Annotated in this window: 16 protein-coding genes; 7 read left to right on the plus strand and 9 right to left on the minus strand. The window is 43.2% G+C overall.

All coding sequences use genetic code 11. The features are described from left to right. Positions 1-35: 35 nt before the first annotated feature. From LJ658_RS04830 to ftcD, 3 genes are all read right to left on the minus strand, one after another. The gene (locus LJ658_RS04830; RefSeq protein WP_230545328.1) at positions 36-1,925 is read right to left on the minus strand and encodes a DNA topoisomerase IV subunit B; all 1,890 of its coding nucleotides are present in this window, start codon (positions 1,923-1,925) and stop codon (positions 36-38) included. Between the two features lie 203 nt (positions 1,926-2,128). Further along, positions 2,129-2,755 (minus strand): hypothetical protein, encoded by a 627-nt coding sequence (locus tag LJ658_RS04835; protein WP_230545329.1) that lies wholly within the window; start codon positions 2,753-2,755, stop codon positions 2,129-2,131. Positions 2,756-2,884: 129 nt separating this feature from the next. Then, positions 2,885-3,892 carry a glutamate formimidoyltransferase gene (gene ftcD / locus LJ658_RS04840; RefSeq protein ID WP_230545330.1) on the minus strand — a complete coding sequence of 336 codons (1,008 nt, stop codon included), beginning with the start codon at positions 3,890-3,892 and terminating at the stop codon, positions 2,885-2,887. Between the two features lie 204 nt (positions 3,893-4,096). Here ftcD and LJ658_RS04845 point away from each other — a divergent pair, with 204 nt between their 5' ends. After that, on the plus strand, positions 4,097-6,892 hold the full coding sequence (locus tag LJ658_RS04845; protein ID WP_230545331.1) for an outer membrane beta-barrel protein: 2,796 nt from the start codon (positions 4,097-4,099) through the stop codon (positions 6,890-6,892). Between the two features lie 6 nt (positions 6,893-6,898). Then, positions 6,899-7,675 (plus strand): GLPGLI family protein, encoded by a 777-nt coding sequence (locus LJ658_RS04850; protein ID WP_230545332.1) that lies wholly within the window; start codon positions 6,899-6,901, stop codon positions 7,673-7,675. Between the two features lie 90 nt (positions 7,676-7,765). Here the strand turns inward: LJ658_RS04850 and LJ658_RS04855 are convergent, their stop codons facing one another. After that, entirely contained in the window at positions 7,766-9,643 is a 1,878-nt protein-coding gene (locus LJ658_RS04855; protein ID WP_230545333.1) for a chloride channel protein, read from the minus strand. A gap of 136 nt (positions 9,644-9,779) precedes the next feature. Continuing rightward, positions 9,780-10,433, minus strand: a complete 654-nt coding sequence (locus LJ658_RS04860) for an RNA polymerase sigma factor (RefSeq protein WP_230545334.1) — start codon at positions 10,431-10,433, stop codon at positions 9,780-9,782. 116 nt (positions 10,434-10,549) lie between these two features. Here LJ658_RS04860 and LJ658_RS04865 point away from each other — a divergent pair, with 116 nt between their 5' ends. The 3 genes from LJ658_RS04865 (at position 10,550) to LJ658_RS04875 (ending at position 13,506) form a co-directional block, all read left to right on the plus strand. Next, positions 10,550-10,933 carry a hypothetical protein gene (locus LJ658_RS04865; protein ID WP_230545335.1) on the plus strand — a complete coding sequence of 128 codons (384 nt, stop codon included), beginning with the start codon at positions 10,550-10,552 and terminating at the stop codon, positions 10,931-10,933. 71 nt (positions 10,934-11,004) lie between these two features. Continuing rightward, entirely contained in the window at positions 11,005-12,240 is a 1,236-nt protein-coding gene (locus tag LJ658_RS04870) for a carboxypeptidase-like regulatory domain-containing protein (protein ID WP_230545336.1), read from the plus strand. Between the two features lie 126 nt (positions 12,241-12,366). Beyond that, positions 12,367-13,506 (plus strand): putative sensor domain DACNV-containing protein, encoded by a 1,140-nt coding sequence (locus LJ658_RS04875; protein WP_230545337.1) that lies wholly within the window; start codon positions 12,367-12,369, stop codon positions 13,504-13,506. A 189-nt stretch (positions 13,507-13,695) separates the two neighbouring features. Here LJ658_RS04875 and LJ658_RS04880 read toward each other — a convergent pair whose 3' ends face one another. From LJ658_RS04880 to LJ658_RS04895, 4 genes are all read right to left on the minus strand, one after another. After that, a complete protein-coding gene (locus tag LJ658_RS04880; RefSeq protein WP_230545338.1) occupies positions 13,696-14,124 on the minus strand; it encodes an SRPBCC domain-containing protein in 429 nt (142 codons plus the stop codon). Positions 14,125-14,141: 17 nt separating this feature from the next. After that, the gene (locus LJ658_RS04885) at positions 14,142-14,564 is read right to left on the minus strand and encodes an SRPBCC domain-containing protein (RefSeq protein ID WP_230545339.1); all 423 of its coding nucleotides are present in this window, start codon (positions 14,562-14,564) and stop codon (positions 14,142-14,144) included. Between the two features lie 25 nt (positions 14,565-14,589). Beyond that, entirely contained in the window at positions 14,590-14,913 is a 324-nt protein-coding gene (locus tag LJ658_RS04890; RefSeq protein WP_230545340.1) for a helix-turn-helix transcriptional regulator, read from the minus strand. A 274-nt stretch (positions 14,914-15,187) separates the two neighbouring features. Continuing rightward, positions 15,188-17,080, minus strand: a complete 1,893-nt coding sequence (locus LJ658_RS04895) for a GxGYxYP domain-containing protein (protein ID WP_230545341.1) — start codon at positions 17,078-17,080, stop codon at positions 15,188-15,190. A 209-nt stretch (positions 17,081-17,289) separates the two neighbouring features. Between LJ658_RS04895 and fucP the strand changes: the two genes are divergently transcribed. After that, positions 17,290-18,525: an L-fucose:H+ symporter permease gene (fucP, locus tag LJ658_RS04900; protein WP_230545342.1), complete on the plus strand. Its 1,236-nt coding sequence runs from the start codon at positions 17,290-17,292 to the stop codon at positions 18,523-18,525. A 124-nt stretch (positions 18,526-18,649) separates the two neighbouring features. After that, positions 18,650-19,057 (plus strand): BlaI/MecI/CopY family transcriptional regulator, encoded by a 408-nt coding sequence (locus tag LJ658_RS04905; RefSeq protein ID WP_230545343.1) that lies wholly within the window; start codon positions 18,650-18,652, stop codon positions 19,055-19,057. Positions 19,058-19,059 lie beyond the last annotated feature (2 nt).

Here is a 19,059-nt window from a genome sequence, read left to right on the forward strand (position 1 = left end):
AGCGAACGCTATCTTTCAAAATGAAATTGGGTGGTTTAACTGGCTATCGGCAACTCTTCTGCATCCTCAGCAATAGTTGGGTTTACGGTTTCATCATCTTTTTCGACCCGTAAGTTGCCTATGATATGCTGCTGCCTTGCCGGGGTATTTTTCCCCATAAAATATTCAAGCAAGCCTTTGATGTTGGCATCTTTAAGGATAACCGGATCAAGGCGGATGTCTTTGCCAATAAACAAGCCAAACTCGTCCGGTGATATTTCGCCAAGGCCTTTGAAGCGGGTTATTTCTGGCTTTGCCCCTAATTTAGCAATGGCGTTTTTGCGCTCTTCATCACTATAACAATAAATGGTTTCTTTTTTATTACGCACGCGGAACAGTGGTGTTTGCAATATAAACACGTGCCCGGCTTTTACCAGGTCCGGAAAAAACTGCAGGAAAAAAGTCATCAGCAACAACCGGATGTGCATGCCATCCACGTCAGCGTCGGTGGCTATTACAATATTGTTATAGCGCAGCCCGTCAATACCGTCCTCTATATTAAGCGCATGCTGTAGCAGGTTAAATTCCTCATTCTCATAAACTACTTTTTTGGTCAACCCGAAGCAGTTCAGCGGCTTGCCTTTTAAGCTAAATACAGCCTGGGTCATCACATCCCGCGATTTGGTGATCGATCCGCTGGCCGAGTCACCTTCGGTAATAAACAGCGTGGTATCCTGTTTGCGTTCATGTGTGTCGTCAAAATGCAATTTACAATCGCGCAGCTTGCGATTATGCAGTGATGCCTTTTTCGCCCGGTCATTAGCCAGTTTTTTAATGCCTGCAATATCCTTACGCTCACGCTCTGATTGCATGATGCGCTTTAACAAAGCATCGGCCGTTGCGGGATTTTTATGCAGATAATTGTCTAATTCTTTTTTGACGAAATCGCCTATAAATGAGCGCACAGACGGACCCTCCGGGCCAATGTTTTGCGAGCCCAGTTTGGTTTTGGTTTGCGACTCGAAAACCGGCTCCTGGACCTTGATCGCGATAGCAGCAACAATAGAGGCCCGTACATCTGACGCGTCAAATTCCTTTTTATAAAACTCACGGATGGTTTTTACAACCGCTTCGCGGAAGGCTGCCTGATGCGTACCACCCTGTGTAGTATGCTGGCCGTTCACAAACGAGTAATATTCTTCACCGTACTGCTGCCCATGGGTCATGGCGATTTCTATATCCTCGCCTTTTAGATGGATGATGGGATAACGCAGGGTTTCAACATCCGTGTTTTTAGTTAACAGATCATAAAGTCCGCGCTCTGAAAAATATTTTTGGTTATTAAAGTTAATGGTAAGGCCCGAGTTTAGGAACACGTAGTTCCAGATCATATTGTCTACAAACTCGGGGATAAAACGGTAATGCCTGAAAATCGTATCATCAGGATAAAAATTTATAGCGGTGCCATTGCGTTGCGAGGTTTCTTTTTCCGGCTCGTCCCTTACCAGTTCGCCTTTTTCAAATTCAGCTATTTTTGTACGACCGTCACGATAGGATTGTACAATGAACGAGGTTGAAAGCGCGTTAACCGCCTTGGTACCCACCCCGTTTAATCCAACCGATTTTTGGAACGCCTTGCTATCATATTTACCGCCCGTATTAATTTTTGATACACAATCAATCACTTTACCCAATGGTATGCCGCGGCCATAATCGCGTACAGAAACCTTATGGTCGCTTATATTGATCTCAATGGTTCTGCCCGAGCCCATGACAAACTCATCTATCGAGTTATCTACAATTTCTTTCAGTAATACATATATCCCGTCGTCATAAGCTGATCCGTCGCCGAGCTTGCCGATATACATGCCGGGACGCAGGCGGATGTGCTCTTTCCAGTCGAGCGACCGGATACTATCTTCACTATAATTTACTGGTTCTGCCATTTTATACGCGTAATTTTTATTGGGGAGACAGGAAGCCTCTCAACAGCAAAAATAAAGTTTACAGGTTGAAATGCTAACGCAAATCTCTTAACTTATTAACATTGTGTGACGGGTGACAGGGACCAAAGCCGGGAGATTGGCCTGAGCCTGGTTGGCTATCTTTCAAACTAATCTCTAAACCCTGATTAACCGGTCTCTAACCACTACTCTCTAAACTTCACACAGTTGCTTGCCCTGTTCATATCTTTAAAAAACTCGGGGCCCTTATCATTTGTAAAACAAATAGCCAGCAATGTGCCTATTTTGTTTTTTTGCAGTACGGTTAAAAACGCGTATTTATAATGCTTGGTTACCGGCGAATCATCTATGCTTACCAGGTAGATGCTACCGCCATCAGCGTTATACCGGTTTAATATATACTCCGGGAGGTTTCTTTTCATGTATTTTTTTTCGGAGGTAAAAGATGATATCTGATCTTGCGCTACGCCTAAATAAAGTGAATCGGCACAGGAAACATGTATATTTTTATCGGCGAGGAGCTTTTCATTTTCTTTTTGCGTATTGACACGCAGCCAGATCTCGAAATCAGCATCGGGAAGCACCATTGCATAATCAAACTGAAAGCTTTCTGTAGTTGGCGCTTTAATTTCTTTAAAGCCCTCGGGGAAATTAAAAGTCATATTTACCTGTGCCAATGAGCTGTTAAAATTTTTAAGCTGGCTTTGGGCACCGGCATTTCCGTGATTTAACTGCGCAGCTGCCGGCGTAACCGACAACATCAAAAACAATATAAATAACGACCAGTTAATTCTTTTTGTGATAGCGTTCATAGGTAAACTCAAAAACGTTGTTTTGCAGCTTGGTTGTATTCAGACTTAAAAATAAAGAAAAATTTATATAATAATTTAAAAATAAACATTTAAGTTAAAAACAAAAGCCTGCTAAAACATTAACTTTTTTTAAAGTAAATATTCAATTATCCGTTTTTCAGACTCAAAAGATGTTAATTGGTTTAACCCCATTGCTTCCACGGCACTATTAATTAATTTATTTTCATTCAATGTTTGTGATTGCCCTAGTTTTTGTCTGAAATAGGCCCCCGCATCAAGCATGGCCTTTAGCGGGATCATGCCAATCAGTTCGCTGCCAACCACAGTTATGTTATGTGCCAGGGCCCTCGACTTTACTTCATCAAAAACAATATGGATTGGTGTTACCGCTATGTTTGTTAAATTCATTGACACTTGGGCCAGGCCATACTCTTCTATATACCAGCCTATGGCTTTTACGTATTTTAATGCCCCGGGTATCCGTTGTTTACCATTTTCATTAATCACAATCCGGCCGGTTTCGCGTACTTCGCAGGCAATTTCATTGGCTATGTTGATTGACTGCGTATCCAGGTTGATATTATAAGCGATCAAAAAATCGCGCGCGCCGATAACGGTTGCACCGCGCCGGGCATCCATTTCGGCCGGGCCAAAATCCGGTTTCCAAGCGGGTAATTTTATTTTTTTGAAGAACCCCTCGTATTCGCCTGCCCTTATAGCGGCCAGGTTGCTGCGGGTTTTATTGGGTTGCGAGTGCTCATATAAATAAACCGGTATCTGCAGCTCTTCGCCAACCCTCCGGGCCAGGTGTTCGGCATATACAGCAACTTCATCAAGTGTAATATGGCTAATGGGGATGAGCGGGCAGACATCCGTAGCGCCCATGCGTGGGTGCTCCCCTTTTTGGGCCCGCATATCAATCAGTTCGCCGGCCATTTTAATAGCCAGGAAGGCAGCCTCAACAACTGCATCCGGCTCGCCGGCAAAAGTCACCACCGTTCGGTTGGCGTCCTTACCCGCGTCGACATTTAATAATTTAACCCCGGTTACCGACGCTATTTCACCGGTAATACTATTGATGATGTCAGGATCAACACCCTCGCTAAAATTGGGCACGCACTCTATGATTGGCTTCATATGGCATGCAAGTTAATTATTATTTGACAACTGTAATATGATGATGCCAAGCCAAAATCAGCTAATTTATAAGCTGAATATTGTAACTAACTAACAAAACCGCAGTCTTATCACCGGGAGTAAGTGTTAATTTAAGTTAAGAAGTGTTAAAAATCCTCCAGCACTATCTTTTTAGTTATACATTAGCCTAAACTAAATCTACCTATGAAAATCACAATTTTATCAATAGCGTTATTAACGCTGTTGTCAATAACCGGGTACGCGCAAAGCAATTATGCGGTCACCGGCTCGGCTATTGACACATCCGAAAAAAAAGCTCTCCAAAACACCACCATCATGATTCTGAATGCTAAAGACTCTACCCTGTCAAAGTTTAGCCGCGCTGACGGAGATGGAGCATTTCGCATTAATAATCTTAACGCTGGCAAATTTATACTGGTAATGTCTTATCCGGGTTACGCGGATTATACCGAAGATTTTATACTGGACGGCAAAACGGAACCTATCCATAACTTCGGCAAAATAAGCCTGGTACTGAAATCACGCTTATTGAAAGACGTGATCATTAAGGGCCAGGTAACGGCAATAAAAGTAAAAGGTGACACTACCGAGTTTAACGCCAAGGCCTACGTCATACAACCCAATGATAAGGTCGAGGACCTGATAAGGCAATTCCCGGGGATACAGGTTGACAAAGACGGGAAAATAACGGCCCAGGGCCAAACCGTTAACAAGGTATTACTTGATGGTGAAGAATTTTTCGGCGATGATCCAACCCTGGTGACCAAAAATATACGTGCCGATATGGTTGATAAAGTACAGCTATATGATAAGAAAAGCGACCAGGCGACTTTTACGGGGATTGATGACGGTGTTAAAACCAAAACTTTAAATATTAAATTGAAAGATGGCAAAAAGAGCGGCTACTTTGGTAAAGCAGACTTTGGGATAGGTACAGACAAGTACTATACCGGGCAGCTGCTGTTTAATAAATTTCAAAACAAAGAGAAATTCTCATTATACGGCACAGCGGCCAACACAGGTAAAACCGGGCTTAGCTGGGATGATGCACAAAAATATGCCGACGGCAGCGCACCTACTTTTGAGGACGGCGGGGTTTATTATGTTGGCGGCGGCGACGATCTGTATTACACCGGCGAAGGTATCCCCAAGGCAAAAACCAGCGGGGCGCATTATGACAACAAATGGGATAGTGACAAATACGCCGTTAACAGTAACTATAAACTTGGCGCCCTGGATATTGACGGAACGAAAAGAACGGTGAGCCAAAACAACTTACCGGGCCGTGTTATCAATAGTAATACCAGCCAGGAATCTCATAATTCTACATTCAGGCAAAAAATTGATGCTACCTTAACCATTAAACTTGATACTACCTCCAACTTAAAAATTGCGGTTGACGGCACCTATAAACATCTTAAATCCAAAACAACAACTGTAGATACCAACCGGCGCGGTGATAACACTTTACTAAACATCAGCAATAACGATTTGAGTAATGATCGCGATCAGCATATATTTAACGCCAGTACTTTTTATACTAAAAAGTTAAAGAAAAAAGGGCGCACTTTATCGGCATTGGTAAGTGCTTCATCAAATGATGATCAAAGCACGGGCTACCTAAAATCAAACCTGGCTTATTTTGACACCACCGGAACCTTAACCCGTAACGAGCCAACCGACCAGTATAAAACCAGCCACAATAAAAACACCACGCTAAATACAAACATTACTTATACCGAGCCGCTTACGAAGGAATTTTCAGTTATATTTAATTATGGCTTAAACGTAAACAACGGCAGCTCAGACCGCCGGGCATATAGTAAAGCCGCTGCCGGGAACAATTATGATGTGCTTGTAGACTCGTTGAGTAATTATTTTAAGCTGAACCAGCTATCTAACCAGGCTGGCGCCGTAATTAATTATACCAAAGGAAAAACGGTGATAAACTTTGGCACCAAAGCGTCTGATGTCTCTTTCAAACAAATCAATGAGTATACTGATGAAATCCTTAAAAGGCATTTCATAAACTGGAACCCCCAGGCTATGGTTTCGTATAAATTTTCTCAGCAGCAAACCGTAAGATTAAGCTATAACGGCAATACTAATCAACCGTCTATTAATCAGATACAGCCTGTTAAAAATAACAACAACCCGTTATATGTTATACTGGGCAATCCGGATCTTACCCCCTCGTTCAGAAACAGTTTTGACGGGTATTTTAACTCCTATAAAGTGTTAAGCGGACAAAGCATCTACCTGTCTGCCAACTATTCATTTACCACAAACCCCATTGTAAACAATACGGCTACCGACGCGGGGGGAAAAACAACTGTACAATATTTTAACCTTCATGGTAAAAGCCCGCATAACTTTAACGTTTATGCCGATCTGGGCCGCAAAATAAAAGGGCCGGATATTAACGTTGGTATAGGTGGCAGCATATATGGCAATACCTCATACAATATGGTAAAAAATGATATAAACGCCAGCAACCAGTTAAACACTACCAACGCCATTAACTATTCGGGCAGAATAAATGTTAATAAATATGTAGAGAATAAATATAGTTTTTACCTGTCGGGCGGCCCAACTTATAGTATCAATCAATCATCATTACAAGCTATTAGCAACAGTAACGGTGGGGGATTTAACGGCTATGGCGGATTTAACGGCTATCTGCCACATCAATTTGAAATAGGTACTGATGTTAATTACACCTATACCGCAAAAACTGCGGCACTGCCCCAGGGTTTTAGGTCTACCATATGGAACGCCACTTTAGCCAAATATTTCTTTAAAGAGAAAAGCCTGAAACTATCTGCAACCGTTAATGACCTATTGAACCAGAACAATGGTTTTAACCGCTATGCCAGTGGCAGTGTTATTACCGAAGAAAGATACACTACCATAAAAAGATATTTCATGTTCTCCATAACTTATGATTTTACCAAAATGACAGCCGGATCAACTAAATAACAACCTATGAAAAACCTTTTAATAACATTTGGCTGCTTTTTGATATTAGCCAACACCAACTGCCTGGCACAAACAGAACACTTTACCACATCGGGTATTATTGAGTTTACCAAAACGTCAAATGCCTATGCTATAATTCGTAAAGAGATAAATAAAGACAATGAATCGTATACTCAAAACGCTTTTGAGGAATACAAGAAAACACAACCGCAGTTTAAAGTATTAAAGAGCACTTTAAAATTTGGCAGTAATAAAACGTTATTTACACCTGTTGAGCCCGAGACACCGCCAACCAATTATTTTTTTAACGTGGTGATAGCTGAACAGAACTCGACCGTTTATACTGACCTGAATACGGGTATAAGCACCAGCCAGAAAAAAGTATTTGAAGAAACCTTTTTGTTGAAAGATACGGTCCGCAAAATTAAATGGAAAATTACTGACGAAACCCGCGAAATAGCAGGCTACCAATGCCGCAGGGCCAATGCGCTGATAATGGATTCTGTTTATGTAGTTGCTTTTTATACGGACAGGATATTGGTAACCGGCGGGCCGGAATCATTTACCGGATTGCCGGGTATGATACTGGGTGTAGCACTGCCACACGAAAACGTAAGCTGGTTTGCCACCAAAATAACGGATACCAGTATGCCAGAAAGCACTATAATTCCGCCAAAAAAAGGCAAGCCGGTAAACAATACGCAATTTAAAGAAACGCTTAACAGCGCTTTAAAAGAATGGGGTACTTATGCGCACAGTTATTTAAAGGCGTTTTACTTGTAGCCCTGATCACTCGGCAAAAAACCTGCTAAAGATTCAAAACTTAGCTACGTGTCACATAAAAACAACAAAAGCATTGACTATTAAATCAGGCTAGTTATCGCCATTAAAATCAATCAACCTTCGGCCTTTGATAAGCATTTTTATGCGCTGGCGTTTTAAGGAGATCTTTACGTGGGCAAACTCATTTTTTTCGATATCGCGGCTGTAAGCACTGATGATATCTTTATAAGCCAACACTCCAATTACCTTACCAGCTGCTGATAACACAGGCAAAACCTCGGCCCCAGTTTTTGACATCTGCTCTACGGCGTGGCGCAGATTGTCTTTTGTATTTACACCTGTTATGACTTTTGGATCCACAATTTCTTTTAACAGCAAATTATCATTCAGCTTCTGATCATAAATATCAGTAAGTTTAACAGTGCCCGCATATTCGCCCTGGTTATTTACAGCAATAAAATTATTGTCGCTACCGGGGTTGGCAGCCAGCCAGCTCCTTATATCCTGAATGTTGGTATTTTCATTGATTACCGTTTCGGTACTGTTTACCATCTGCCCCACTGTAATTTTTTGCAGGACGTCCGGTTCAAACGAATCGGGTGTTGAAATACCGCGGCGCGCAATTTTTTCGGTCATAATGGTGTTTTCCATCAGGAAAAAAGAAACGATGTAAGCGCCGGTACAGGCACCCAGCAAGGGCAGCAAAGCGTGCGACTGCATGGTAGCCTCCAGTGCAAAAACGATGCTGGTCAGATAAGCTCTTGATGCTCCGGCAAACATAGCCGACATCCCGATCAGCGCAGCTAATGGTATATTAATACCTGAGTCCGGGAACATCTTTAAGATCAATATCCCTATCACCGATCCGGCAGCGCCGCCCATGGTCAGCAACGGAGCCAGTGTACCGCCCGAAGTACCGCTGCCTAAGGCTATAGCCCACGACAGGAACTTGAATATACACAAGCTCAATACCAGCGCCAGCGGCCACTTACCCGACAGGATACCGGTAATGTTATCATAACCCACACCTAAGGTATGCGGCGAATAAAAGCCGATTAAACCTACAGCCAAACCACCCAGTGCCGGCCACCACATCCAGTGGATAGGCAGTTTCTCAAAGGCATCCTCAACCCAGTAAACAATTTTAGTGATACCCAGCGAAATGAAACCAATAAAAATCCCCATGAAGCTGTATATGCCCAGCGCCAGGTTTGATGGTATGGCAACCTCAGGCATTTGAAATACCGGGCCAGATTCAAATAATAAATGATGGCCCGCTGCACCGGTAATACAGGCTAAAGCAACCGGTAATATTGATCGTGGTGAAAACTCGAATAACAATAATTCAATAGCCAAAAATACGGCTGCTATCGGCGTGCCAAATATAGCTGACATACCCGCCGTAGCCCCGGCAGCCAGGATAATTTTACGCTCATTGGCCGTAACTTTAAACAACTGGCCCAAGGTTGACCCAAGCGCGCCACCTGTTGCGATAATGGGCCCTTCGGCGCCAAAAGGACCACCGGTACCGATGGCTATTGCCGATGAGATAGGCTTGAGTAAAGTAATAGAGGGCTTAATGTTACTCTCATTAACCAATATCTGTTCCATAGCCTCCGGGATGCCATGCCCGCGTATGGCTTTTGATCCGTAGAGGGCCATAAAGCCAACAACGACACCGCCGATAGCCGGTATTAAAATCACCCAGGCACCTAAATGGTTATTGGCCGGGCTGTTAAAACCCAGGGTAAATGAGCCATAAAAAGCGATATTGGTCACCAGGTTAATTAAGGATACCAGCACTTTGGCTATAAAGCTTATGGCTACCGCCACCGCAACCGTATATGCACAAATAGTTAACAGGCGCCCTTTAATGATAAAAGGCCTTTTTAAGTTACCTTCGGCGATTTCTAAATTGTTTAATAACGGCGATATGGGAATGCCATTGGGTATTTCAGCGTTTTTCATAGTAAAAAGGAAACAGCGCAGGAAGATTGATGGAGCATCAACGTGCTGCGGATATCAAATAATTTGCAATTATATTACTTATATAATATAATTAACAACATTATGGCGTATTTATTTCATTTTTATATGATTTAAATCATATTTTATATTGTGTTATTTGCTGCATAACCACATCTACCACCCTATCACAGCGCGATAAATGAAATTCGAAGATCTCCGGCGAGCGATAGTAGTCTTTTAATTGATCGCGCAATAACATTTTAGCGCGCATTAACCTGATCTTCACATTTGATTCTTCAATGCCCAGCACTTCCATCGTCTCTTGTGTGCTCATATCTTCCATTTCGCGCATTACAAACACCATCCGGTACTTATCGGGCAGTGCAGCTATTGCATTTTCAAGCAGTTGCTTTAGTTCTTTATTCATAACATCATTTAACGGTGTATGTGTAACTATGTCATTGGTTCTTTTGGCGTTAATTACTTTTTGCCTGTGCTGTAATTTCTTTTTGCGCAGTATACATTCATTTATAAGTATGCGGGTTATCCAGGTATTAAATTTTGCGCGCTTATTAAAACTGCCCAGGCTTCGATAGGCATATATATAAGTGTTCTGCATAATATCCTCCGCTTCCATATCATCCCCGATAAATGACATACTAATGCGGAACATACGTGCATTTAACCTGCGCATTATCGTTTCATACAGATAACTCTGGCCATTTATTATGCGTTCAACAATATCTTCATCGCTTAAAGAATCGGTATTGATCATTGACTTTATATTCATTTGCTATGCTTTACCACCCATAGAGTCAGGCCGGGACCAAAGGGTTACATTTTTATTTTTTGTAACCCTTTTTTAACTGGCTGTCTCTAATCAATAAATTTAATCTTAAATAAATTATGGACGAGAAAAAAATTAACCAGGTACAAACGTTGTTGAAATTTACGTATGGCCTTATTCCTATTGTAGCTGGCGCTGATAAGTTTACAAACCTGCTTACAAATTGGGCGCAATATCTTAATCCTTCGGTTGCCGGCGCGCTTCCGTTTACACCCCACGTATTTATGGCCATAGTAGGGGTTATTGAAATTATAGCCGGCATATTGGTATTTATAAATGCAGCAAAGGCCGGTTACCTGGTGTCAGCGTGGTTAGTGTTAATTGCACTAAGCCTGTTAGCAAGTGGGAAGTTTATTGATATTGCCGTGCGTGATATAGCAATGGCAATTGGAGCTTATTCATTGGCGCAATTATCGGCAGCATCAAAAAAAGTTTCTTTATAGCTGTATTAGGGTTAGCTAAGAACGTTTTTATTTATTAAAATCGTACTTTTAGCTAACCTTTCACCTGATACATGAAGACCGTCCGCCTGCTGTTAGTTTTTATCGCTTTTTTAAATGTTTGCGCAACCGCACAGGGGCACTATAACGTTATGGGTACCATTGCTGATAGTAAAGGCAAACCTGTTAACGGCGCTACCGTATTTATGAGCGGGTCTGAAAAAATAACCGCTACCAATACTGCCGGCCAGTTTATATTTTACAATATTGATCCCGGTGCATTTCAGTTGTCGGTAAAAATGCTGGGTTACGCCTATTGTTCAAAAGACATAGTAATCCAGGACAAGTCGGTGGAAGTTAATATCTCATTAAAAGAAAAACCTATTGCACTTACCGAGGTAAAAATCGGGCCCGATGCATGGGAGAGAAATTACCGGATATTTAAGGACGAGTTTTTAGATACTACCCCTAACGGTAAAGAATGCACAATATTGAATCCACAGGTTTTAAACTTTAGCACCATGAAACTGGGGTGGGGCAGGATCCTTTTAAAGGCCGATGCGGATGAGTTTTTGATAATTGAAAACAAAAGGCTGGGATATGGGGTGCACTACCTGCTTAAAACTTTTGAAAATAATGGCCTTACGGGTATCACCAGCTATGATGGCGACGCCGTTTTTGAGGAAATGGACGGTACCCCCGAAATGAAAAAAAATTGGGCTAAAAACAGGCTCGAGGCTTATAAAGGTTCATTTATGCATTTTTTGCGGTCGGTTTATGCAAACACTACGCTGGATGAAGGATTTATCACGCACCAAATGTATCCTGCGCGGGGCAGTATTAACGGTATATATATGGATACCCGGCCGGTAAATTTCGATACGCTGGTTACCCCTATTGATACGTCTTTCATATCATTAAAATTCACCTCGCTATATATTATTTATGATCCGCGTAAAGCCGGGAAGTTAAAAAGCCAGGGCATAACTTCTGTAAGAAATAAGGTACAACAAACTGATGTAAATGCAGAAATGATTAGTAACTCAAAGATTTTACCAGACAGCGCTAATTTTAAGACCCTGGTTACCAGCGGGCCAAATGGCGTTAGCCCGGCTGTACCGGCCACCGTAAAGGTGAGCCCTGATGTAAATAATGCTTCGCAGATCATATTGAATTTAAGAGAAGCCATTATTGACGCGAAGGGCAGCTATACCGACTACCGCACATTTTTTCTCCGGAAAAACTGGGGTAAAAAGAGGGTGGGCGACCAATTGCCTTTTGAATATCAGCCTCCTGCCGTAAATAATTGATTTATTCAGTCTTTGCCTGGCTGAATTTAAATTCATTCGCTCTCTCCAAATTTGGTCAAATTTTACCCTGCCATGTTGCACTCCTTTAAAACATTAAAGATATTTTTGAGGTATAAATAACCATTAATGCTGTCAGAACCAACCTATATAGCTGCGCGCATGGTAGCTGCTACCATTGAGGCACATTTTGCCACCCATTTGGCTGCAGCAAGCGCACAGGGTGCAATAAACCTTGCCGACGAACCACAGGCGCCAATTATTGAGGCCATTATTGACGTAGCATTTTGGGCCAGCTTGCGTAAAGAAGAAGGGCATCCGCCAAAAATATCTATCGCGCTGTTACAGCCCGGGCAGGCCAGCCAACCGCTGATATTTGGTAACCGCATACGGCTTACTCCGCATAATCTTACTAAACTGGCTCCGGCAGTTGAAAGCCCCGGAATACACCTTGGCGTTTGGTTTGAAAACGATGAGCTGTATGTGTGGGGTACTACCCTTGCCATACCGGGTATTTGTTTTGTGCTGGAAGTTATTGAGCCGGGCCTGCTGGTAATAAAACATAGCCGGACTGATGGTTTTGGCAAATTTGTGAACATAGCGGTACTTAAAGGGGACGAAATCAAAATTATTGACGAGCAAAATACCGGATTACAAAATTGTCCCGCCCTGATAGATTCCCTGCTGGGGATGCCGAATCCGTTTGCTGACGGATCTGTAAACATTATGGTTGAACTGGCTGCGTCCATGCGCATACATGGCCGCGGCGGGCTGGTATTGATAATACCCGAGCATTCAGGCCAATGGCAGCAATCTATCGTCCACCCCATAACTTACCCGGTGGTACCTACGTTTAAGGGTATTACCAGGTTGATGAAACAGGATAAATGCGATAGGTCAAAAACCGACTGGCAGGAGGCACTGCTGCGGGCGATAGATATCATTGGTGGCTTCACCGCGGTTGATGGCGCCACCATTATCAATCGTAATTATGAATTGCTGGCATTCGGTGCAAAAATTGCACGTTCAGGCATGAGCTCGCCCGTTGATCAGATCATTACTACCGAACCCGTGATGGATGGCGGACCTGTGCTGATGCATCCCAGCCAAAACGGCGGCACCCGACACCTGGCAGCTGCCCAGTTTGTGTTTGACCAGCGGGACGCCATAGCGCTGGTGGCTTCACAGGATGGCAGGTTTACTATTTTCGCCTGGTCACCAATATTAGAGATGGTGCACGCGCACCGGATTGATATCTTGTTATTGTAAACCGCCCCGGATCGTCCGTGAAATTTTAAAGTTGCCCCTTTAAGAGCAAAAGACCGGTAGAAAAAAATTAAAAACCGTCAGCCTTAGCGCGTACAGGTAAGAATACCTGAGGCAACTGACAAATCTCTTAATTTTTTCTACCGAACTTATATCCCTATGGACTTGTGAAGGCGCGTCCAAACGGTAGTCTTAATCTTTTTCTACATAATTTTTCAAACCAGTACCGGTAACATAGGTCCAGCCTTTGGCAAAACTTGTTCTGGCAAATGATGGATTATCCTGCGGGAAGGTTTCTAATCCGGTATGGGTGAGTTTAATGCGGGTTTTATCGCCTTCCTCAAATAGCTCCCAGGTTACCAGCGAGTCGCCCGGAAATTCTTCATAGCGCCACGAATGCGATAGTTTTTTAAGCGGCACCACTTCCGTAATAACACACCTGTGCCAAAAAGTAACGCCTTTATCTGTCCCGCTAAAGCGGAAGGTAAAACCAACCTCGGGCTTAAAATCATCAACATCAAAATACCACTCTTTCATTTTGGCCTTGTCGGTAATGGCGCTCCATACGCGCTCAACCGGCGCGTTGTAGGTTTGTTCAATAACAAATGGTTCTGTCGTCATATCGTAATAGCTGTTTATTATTTGTTTAAGAAATCATCAAGTTTACCGGCAAGATAGGTCCAGCCACCCAGGAATTTTTCGCGGGCATACATAGGGCTGCCTTTGGCAATTTCGGCCAGTTGGCTATGGGTTAATACTAACCTGGTTTTATCTCCCTCATCAAATAATTCAAACGTAACCAACGACTCCTGCGGGTAATCTTTATAGATCATTGAATAAGCCAGTTTTTTACCGGGGATGACCTCTTTAATCACGCTTTCATGTACAACCCTGGTGCCATTATCATTGCCTGAAAAGCTAAAGGCAAACCCGACCTCGGGTTTAAAGTCTTCCAGTTGAAAGAACCACTGGTTTATTTTATTGATGTCTGTCAGCGCCTGCCATACCTTATCCGCAGGTACGTTATAAGTGCGCTCTATTACAATAGGCTCTGTGTTCATAACTTTCTGTTTGATTTTTTATTGATTATTTCTTTTTAGTTTGTTGTTCTTTATCCAGAAAAGCGCCCAAAGCATCCAGTTTTTCGGTCCAGAATTTTTGATATCTGGCGGTCCAGTCGGCCACTTGTTTTAGCTTTCCAAAATCGGCATGGCAATAGCGTTCGCGTCCCTGCTGGGTTATGGTTACCAGGCCGCACTCTGTCAATATCTTTATGTGTTTGGATATGGCCGGTCGGCTGATGGCAAACTGATCAGCAACATTGTTCAAATTCAATGATTGTTGCGCCAGCATCCCGATGATCTCTCTACGGGTTGGATCGGCAATAGCCTGGAAAACGTCTCTTCTCATATATAAACCGGCATAATAAGTAACCGTTCGGTTACAAATATATAAGTAACCATTTGGTTACGCAAATTTATTTTAAAATTTATTGGCGAATGCTTCTGCTCCCCGCAGGGACGGGCTTCAATTTAAAGTGACATCTTGAACAAGCAAATGCGATAAATACGATTGAAAGTACAGACTTTGGATATTTCGATTTGGAACGCCCGTTGTGTTGGTCCGGATTTAGTCTGCCACTCTTCCGCAAGTGAGAGCGGAGGATCACATAGATTAACTGGTATTACTTCTTCTCCTTAGCAGCGTCGGGGTTTTCTTTCAGATAAATGCGGTATAGCTCAAAGAAATCCGGTGCGCTCAGCAGCTCTATTTTAGGATCCAGCTTTTTAAGTTCGGCAACTACCTGCACGTACCACGACGGGCTTTTCAAAATATTGCGGAACCAATGGAAAGGAACCCCGCGTTTATGAACACGATCATAAATGATCCGGGCGGCTTCAACCGGGTCCTGGTTAACGTCTTCATCTGATCGCAGTACCGGCATATTACCATGCAATGAAGTCAGGGGTACCTTTTGCGGCACAATACCGTTAGGGCTAAATGCAGCGTAGGCATCAAGCCCCTTTTGGTTCAGCGGCGGCGCCTGGCCGTCAATAATAAACCCGGTAATAGTCAGGCCCCATTGCTGGTAGTAGGGTTTGTTATGCGCTACCCAGGCATCCACACCATCGGGCAGGCCGGATAACGGCCGGGGGGCCTGCAGCATTCCAGGCATTAAATAACCGGCGCCATTATCCGCAGCAGCAAAATAATCATTGGGCGTAGCGGTTTCGCGCCGGTAATCCAGGGCCATCGGCACCCGCTCGGCCAGTACCGGGCTAATGCTCCACATCATGGGTACTTTGCCCCGGTTCGGATCATCCCAAAGCGTTGGGGTGGTTTGCGATACCCACGATGACGCGTCATAATCACCCACATAAAAAATAATGAAGTTGCGGCCTTTATAATCAATTTTACCATCAGCTGTCAAATAACCCTTGCCGGTTAACTGCGCTTTGGTTACCCAATTCTGCTTATACTCTTTTTTAAGCGGGAAATGCTGCCAGAACGACGCATTAGCCAACGCGCCATATCCAATAGCATCGGCATCCTTAAATGCATTGTAAGCGCTGATAATGCGCGAGTATTCCCACTCGGTTGCCACATCTTCATGGCTACCTTTGGCATGTCTGGTATATTTAAATGCCCACGGCGGGAAACCGCCCAGGTAAGCATAACCACCTTTGTTTTGCTTATATGCCGCCAGCAATAATTCTTTTAAGGTATTAACATCTGTACCCGGCGTTTGCGTCAGGTCGTCGGTGGCAGCTTCATCTGCCCAGGGGCTCAGATCAAAAAAGAAACCGCGACGGCTGATGAAAAAATCATGGTTTGACAGCGTATGATGGTTGCGATTAGCCAGGAAAGGATTTTTCAACCACTGCTGATCGATATAATAAGCGCCATAGCTGGTATTGACCTTACCGGTTTTCATGTACTTCTCTAAAAACCATAGATAGGCGTCGTTTTTTGCCGAACCGCTGGATACTCGGGTTGTACCGGGGATAGTACCCTTGCCAGTAAAAAGAGATGAACCGCCGGCATTTACCAAACTAACACGCACCGGGATTTTTGGGCCGCCGGTGATTATTTGCGAATAAAGGCTGTTGGGGCCGGTATCATATCTCACCACAATTAAATCCTCTGCGCCAGCCACTGACGATGCTACGTTACTGGTAGCCGGCACGTTTGGATCATAAACAACGGCGCCCCTGATCTTATTTTTATAGGCGGCTATTACATCAGCTACATTTTTATAGACGAGGGTATCGCGCCTGCTCAGCCATTTGCCTGGCGCACGGTATTTGTTCCACCAGTAGCGGTCTATATCGGCATTGGCGTTCTTTATCAGGAAAATATATAATTGCGGTCTATCCCGGTTAACAATGCCCTGCAGCGAGGCAATGGTGTGGGTATAATCCCATGCATTGTTTATGGCTTGCTGGTCGCCTTGCTGAACCTGCAGTGTAAAGCCCAGGTCCAACAAACCTATAGCTGGTAATTTTTTTGATTGAGCAAAAGAATTGGTAATGCAGGCAGCAATAAGCAGGCAAACTGCAAGGGCATATTTTTTCATAGGTAATATAATGGTGTGCCAAATGTAGTAATTGCGGGTTAAAATATTTAATAGGGCATTTATTATGAATTGTTTAATAAAATTTGTTTTTTTGATCGTGATAAGACCTATTGCATAACCGGCGATACCTAACCAATTTAACTGTTACCAATTATTTAATGTATATGATTGCAATGTCCTGCAATTATTTTACCCTAACCAACTAACCAATGAGCCAAAAAGCAGCTTTTACCGAGAAGAAATTTATTGTCACCTTTATTTTTGTCACCTCGCTGTTCCTGATGTGGGGTGTGCTACACGCTATGAGCGATGTACTGAACAAGCACTTTCAAAACGTTTTAAATCTATCCATCTCACAATCAGGCCTGATCCAGCTTTCTGTTTTCGGTGCCTATTTTATAATGAGTATACCGGCTGGGTTATTCATGAAGAAATACGGTTATAAAGCCGGGGTAATATTAGGATTATTGCTATTTGCCGGCGGTTTATTTTTGTTTGTGCCGGCAGCTAACGCAGCCTCTTTCATTTTTTTCAGGGTAGCTTTATTTATAGTGGGTTGCGGGATGGCAACGTTAGAAACCGTTGCGCATCCGTTTGCTGCTGCCCTTGGCGACCAGCGTAAAAGCGACCTGCGTGTAAACTTTGCGCAGACGTTTAATGCTGTTGGTACCATCATTGGCCCAACCATTGGCGCATTCTTTCTTTTAAGTGGCGATACGGTAAAGTCGACGGACCTTACTTCCGTAAAAACCTTATATGTAGCTATAGGTATTGTGGTATTGTTAATAGCCGTTGTTTTTGCGTTTTTAAAGATCCCCGCGCTGGTTGACCCACATGCAGCCGCGCCGTCTGACGATCCGGAAGCAATAAATGTAGACGTAGCCCCGACAAAAAAACTATACCAGCACAGCCACTTTGTTTGGGCCTGTGCGGCACAGTTCTTTAACGTAGCCGCTCAGGGTGGTACCTGGGCCTACTTTATCAATTATGGTGTGAGTGTTATGCATTTCAGTGATGAAAAAGCGGGTTATTTTATGAGTTTGTTTATGGGGATGATGTTGCTTGGCCGCATAGTGGGCACGTCATTAATGACTGTTATAGCACCTAACAAACTGTTGGCCATTTTTGCTGCAGGTAATATCCTGATGTGTTTAATTGTAGCGCAACATCTGGGCTGGCCATCATATATCGCTTTATTAATGATTAATTTCTTCTTTAGTATCATGTTCCCAACCATCTTTAGTTTGGGATTAAAGAACCTGGGAAGCCATACTCAACAAGCCTCCTCATTTATTGCTATGGGCGTAGTTGGCGGCGCTGTATTCCCTTTTATTATGGGTCAAATTGCTAATCATAACGTAGCGCAGGCTTATTACTTGCCAATTATCTGCTACGCGGTTATATTTATGTTTGGCTATAAATTTTACAAAGTAAAAGTAGCATAAGTTTTCTATACAGTTTTTTCTAGCCCGGGCAAATTGCCCGGGCTTTTTTTGTACCAGGAAAAAATATTTTCAAAAAAATCAACCTAACTATTGTTTCGTACGAAAACTTTCCTACCTTTGATTTATGGAACCCGGAAAAGAAGACAAAGCCCCTAAAACAGAACCGACAAAAGCCGAGCTGGAGATATTACAGGTATTGTGGCAGCATGGTCCAAATACTGTGCGCTTCGTTAATGACAGGCTAAATGAGCAGCGCGAGATCAACTACACCTCAACCCTAAAGCTGATGCAGATCATGGCGGATAAAGGCATTTTGAAAAGAGACGAAAGCCAGATGAAGCACATCTATCATGTGGTTGAGGCTGAAGAAAAAACCAAGGACCATTTACTGGATCGCTTTGTTGATACCGTTTATCGCGGATCGGCAAGTAAGCTGGTAATGCAGCTATTGGGCAACAAAAAAGCATCAAAAGAAGAACTGGCCAGCATAAGGAAAATACTGGACAACATGGAAAATAACGGTAACTTTTAACT

The organism is Mucilaginibacter sp. UR6-11 (assembly GCF_020880695.1).
Classification (GTDB): domain Bacteria; phylum Bacteroidota; class Bacteroidia; order Sphingobacteriales; family Sphingobacteriaceae; genus Mucilaginibacter.

Bases quoted from the DNA above. Each gene is read 5' to 3' on its own strand.
- LJ658_RS04850 (WP_230545332.1), top strand. From the start codon at position 6,899: ATGAAAAACCTTTTAATAACATTTGGCTGCTTTTTGATATTAGCCAAC.
- ftcD (WP_230545330.1), bottom strand. From the start codon at position 3,892: ATGAAGCCAATCATAGAGTGCGTGCCCAATTTTAGCGAGGGTGTTGAT.
- fucP (WP_230545342.1), top strand. From the start codon at position 17,290: ATGAGCCAAAAAGCAGCTTTTACCGAGAAGAAATTTATTGTCACCTTT.
- LJ658_RS04890 (WP_230545340.1), bottom strand. From the start codon at position 14,913: ATGAGAAGAGACGTTTTCCAGGCTATTGCCGATCCAACCCGTAGAGAG.
- LJ658_RS04845 (WP_230545331.1), top strand. From the start codon at position 4,097: ATGAAAATCACAATTTTATCAATAGCGTTATTAACGCTGTTGTCAATA.
- LJ658_RS04875 (WP_230545337.1), top strand. From the start codon at position 12,367: ATGCTGTCAGAACCAACCTATATAGCTGCGCGCATGGTAGCTGCTACC.
- LJ658_RS04905 (WP_230545343.1), top strand. From the start codon at position 18,650: ATGGAACCCGGAAAAGAAGACAAAGCCCCTAAAACAGAACCGACAAAA.
- LJ658_RS04835 (WP_230545329.1), bottom strand. From the start codon at position 2,755: ATGAACGCTATCACAAAAAGAATTAACTGGTCGTTATTTATATTGTTT.
- LJ658_RS04860 (WP_230545334.1), bottom strand. From the start codon at position 10,433: ATGAATATAAAGTCAATGATCAATACCGATTCTTTAAGCGATGAAGAT.
- LJ658_RS04895 (WP_230545341.1), bottom strand. From the start codon at position 17,080: ATGAAAAAATATGCCCTTGCAGTTTGCCTGCTTATTGCTGCCTGCATT.
- LJ658_RS04855 (WP_230545333.1), bottom strand. From the start codon at position 9,643: ATGAAAAACGCTGAAATACCCAATGGCATTCCCATATCGCCGTTATTA.
- LJ658_RS04830 (WP_230545328.1), bottom strand. From the start codon at position 1,925: ATGGCAGAACCAGTAAATTATAGTGAAGATAGTATCCGGTCGCTCGAC.
- LJ658_RS04880 (WP_230545338.1), bottom strand. From the start codon at position 14,124: ATGACGACAGAACCATTTGTTATTGAACAAACCTACAACGCGCCGGTT.
- LJ658_RS04865 (WP_230545335.1), top strand. From the start codon at position 10,550: ATGGACGAGAAAAAAATTAACCAGGTACAAACGTTGTTGAAATTTACG.
- LJ658_RS04870 (WP_230545336.1), top strand. From the start codon at position 11,005: ATGAAGACCGTCCGCCTGCTGTTAGTTTTTATCGCTTTTTTAAATGTT.
- LJ658_RS04885 (WP_230545339.1), bottom strand. From the start codon at position 14,564: ATGAACACAGAGCCTATTGTAATAGAGCGCACTTATAACGTACCTGCG.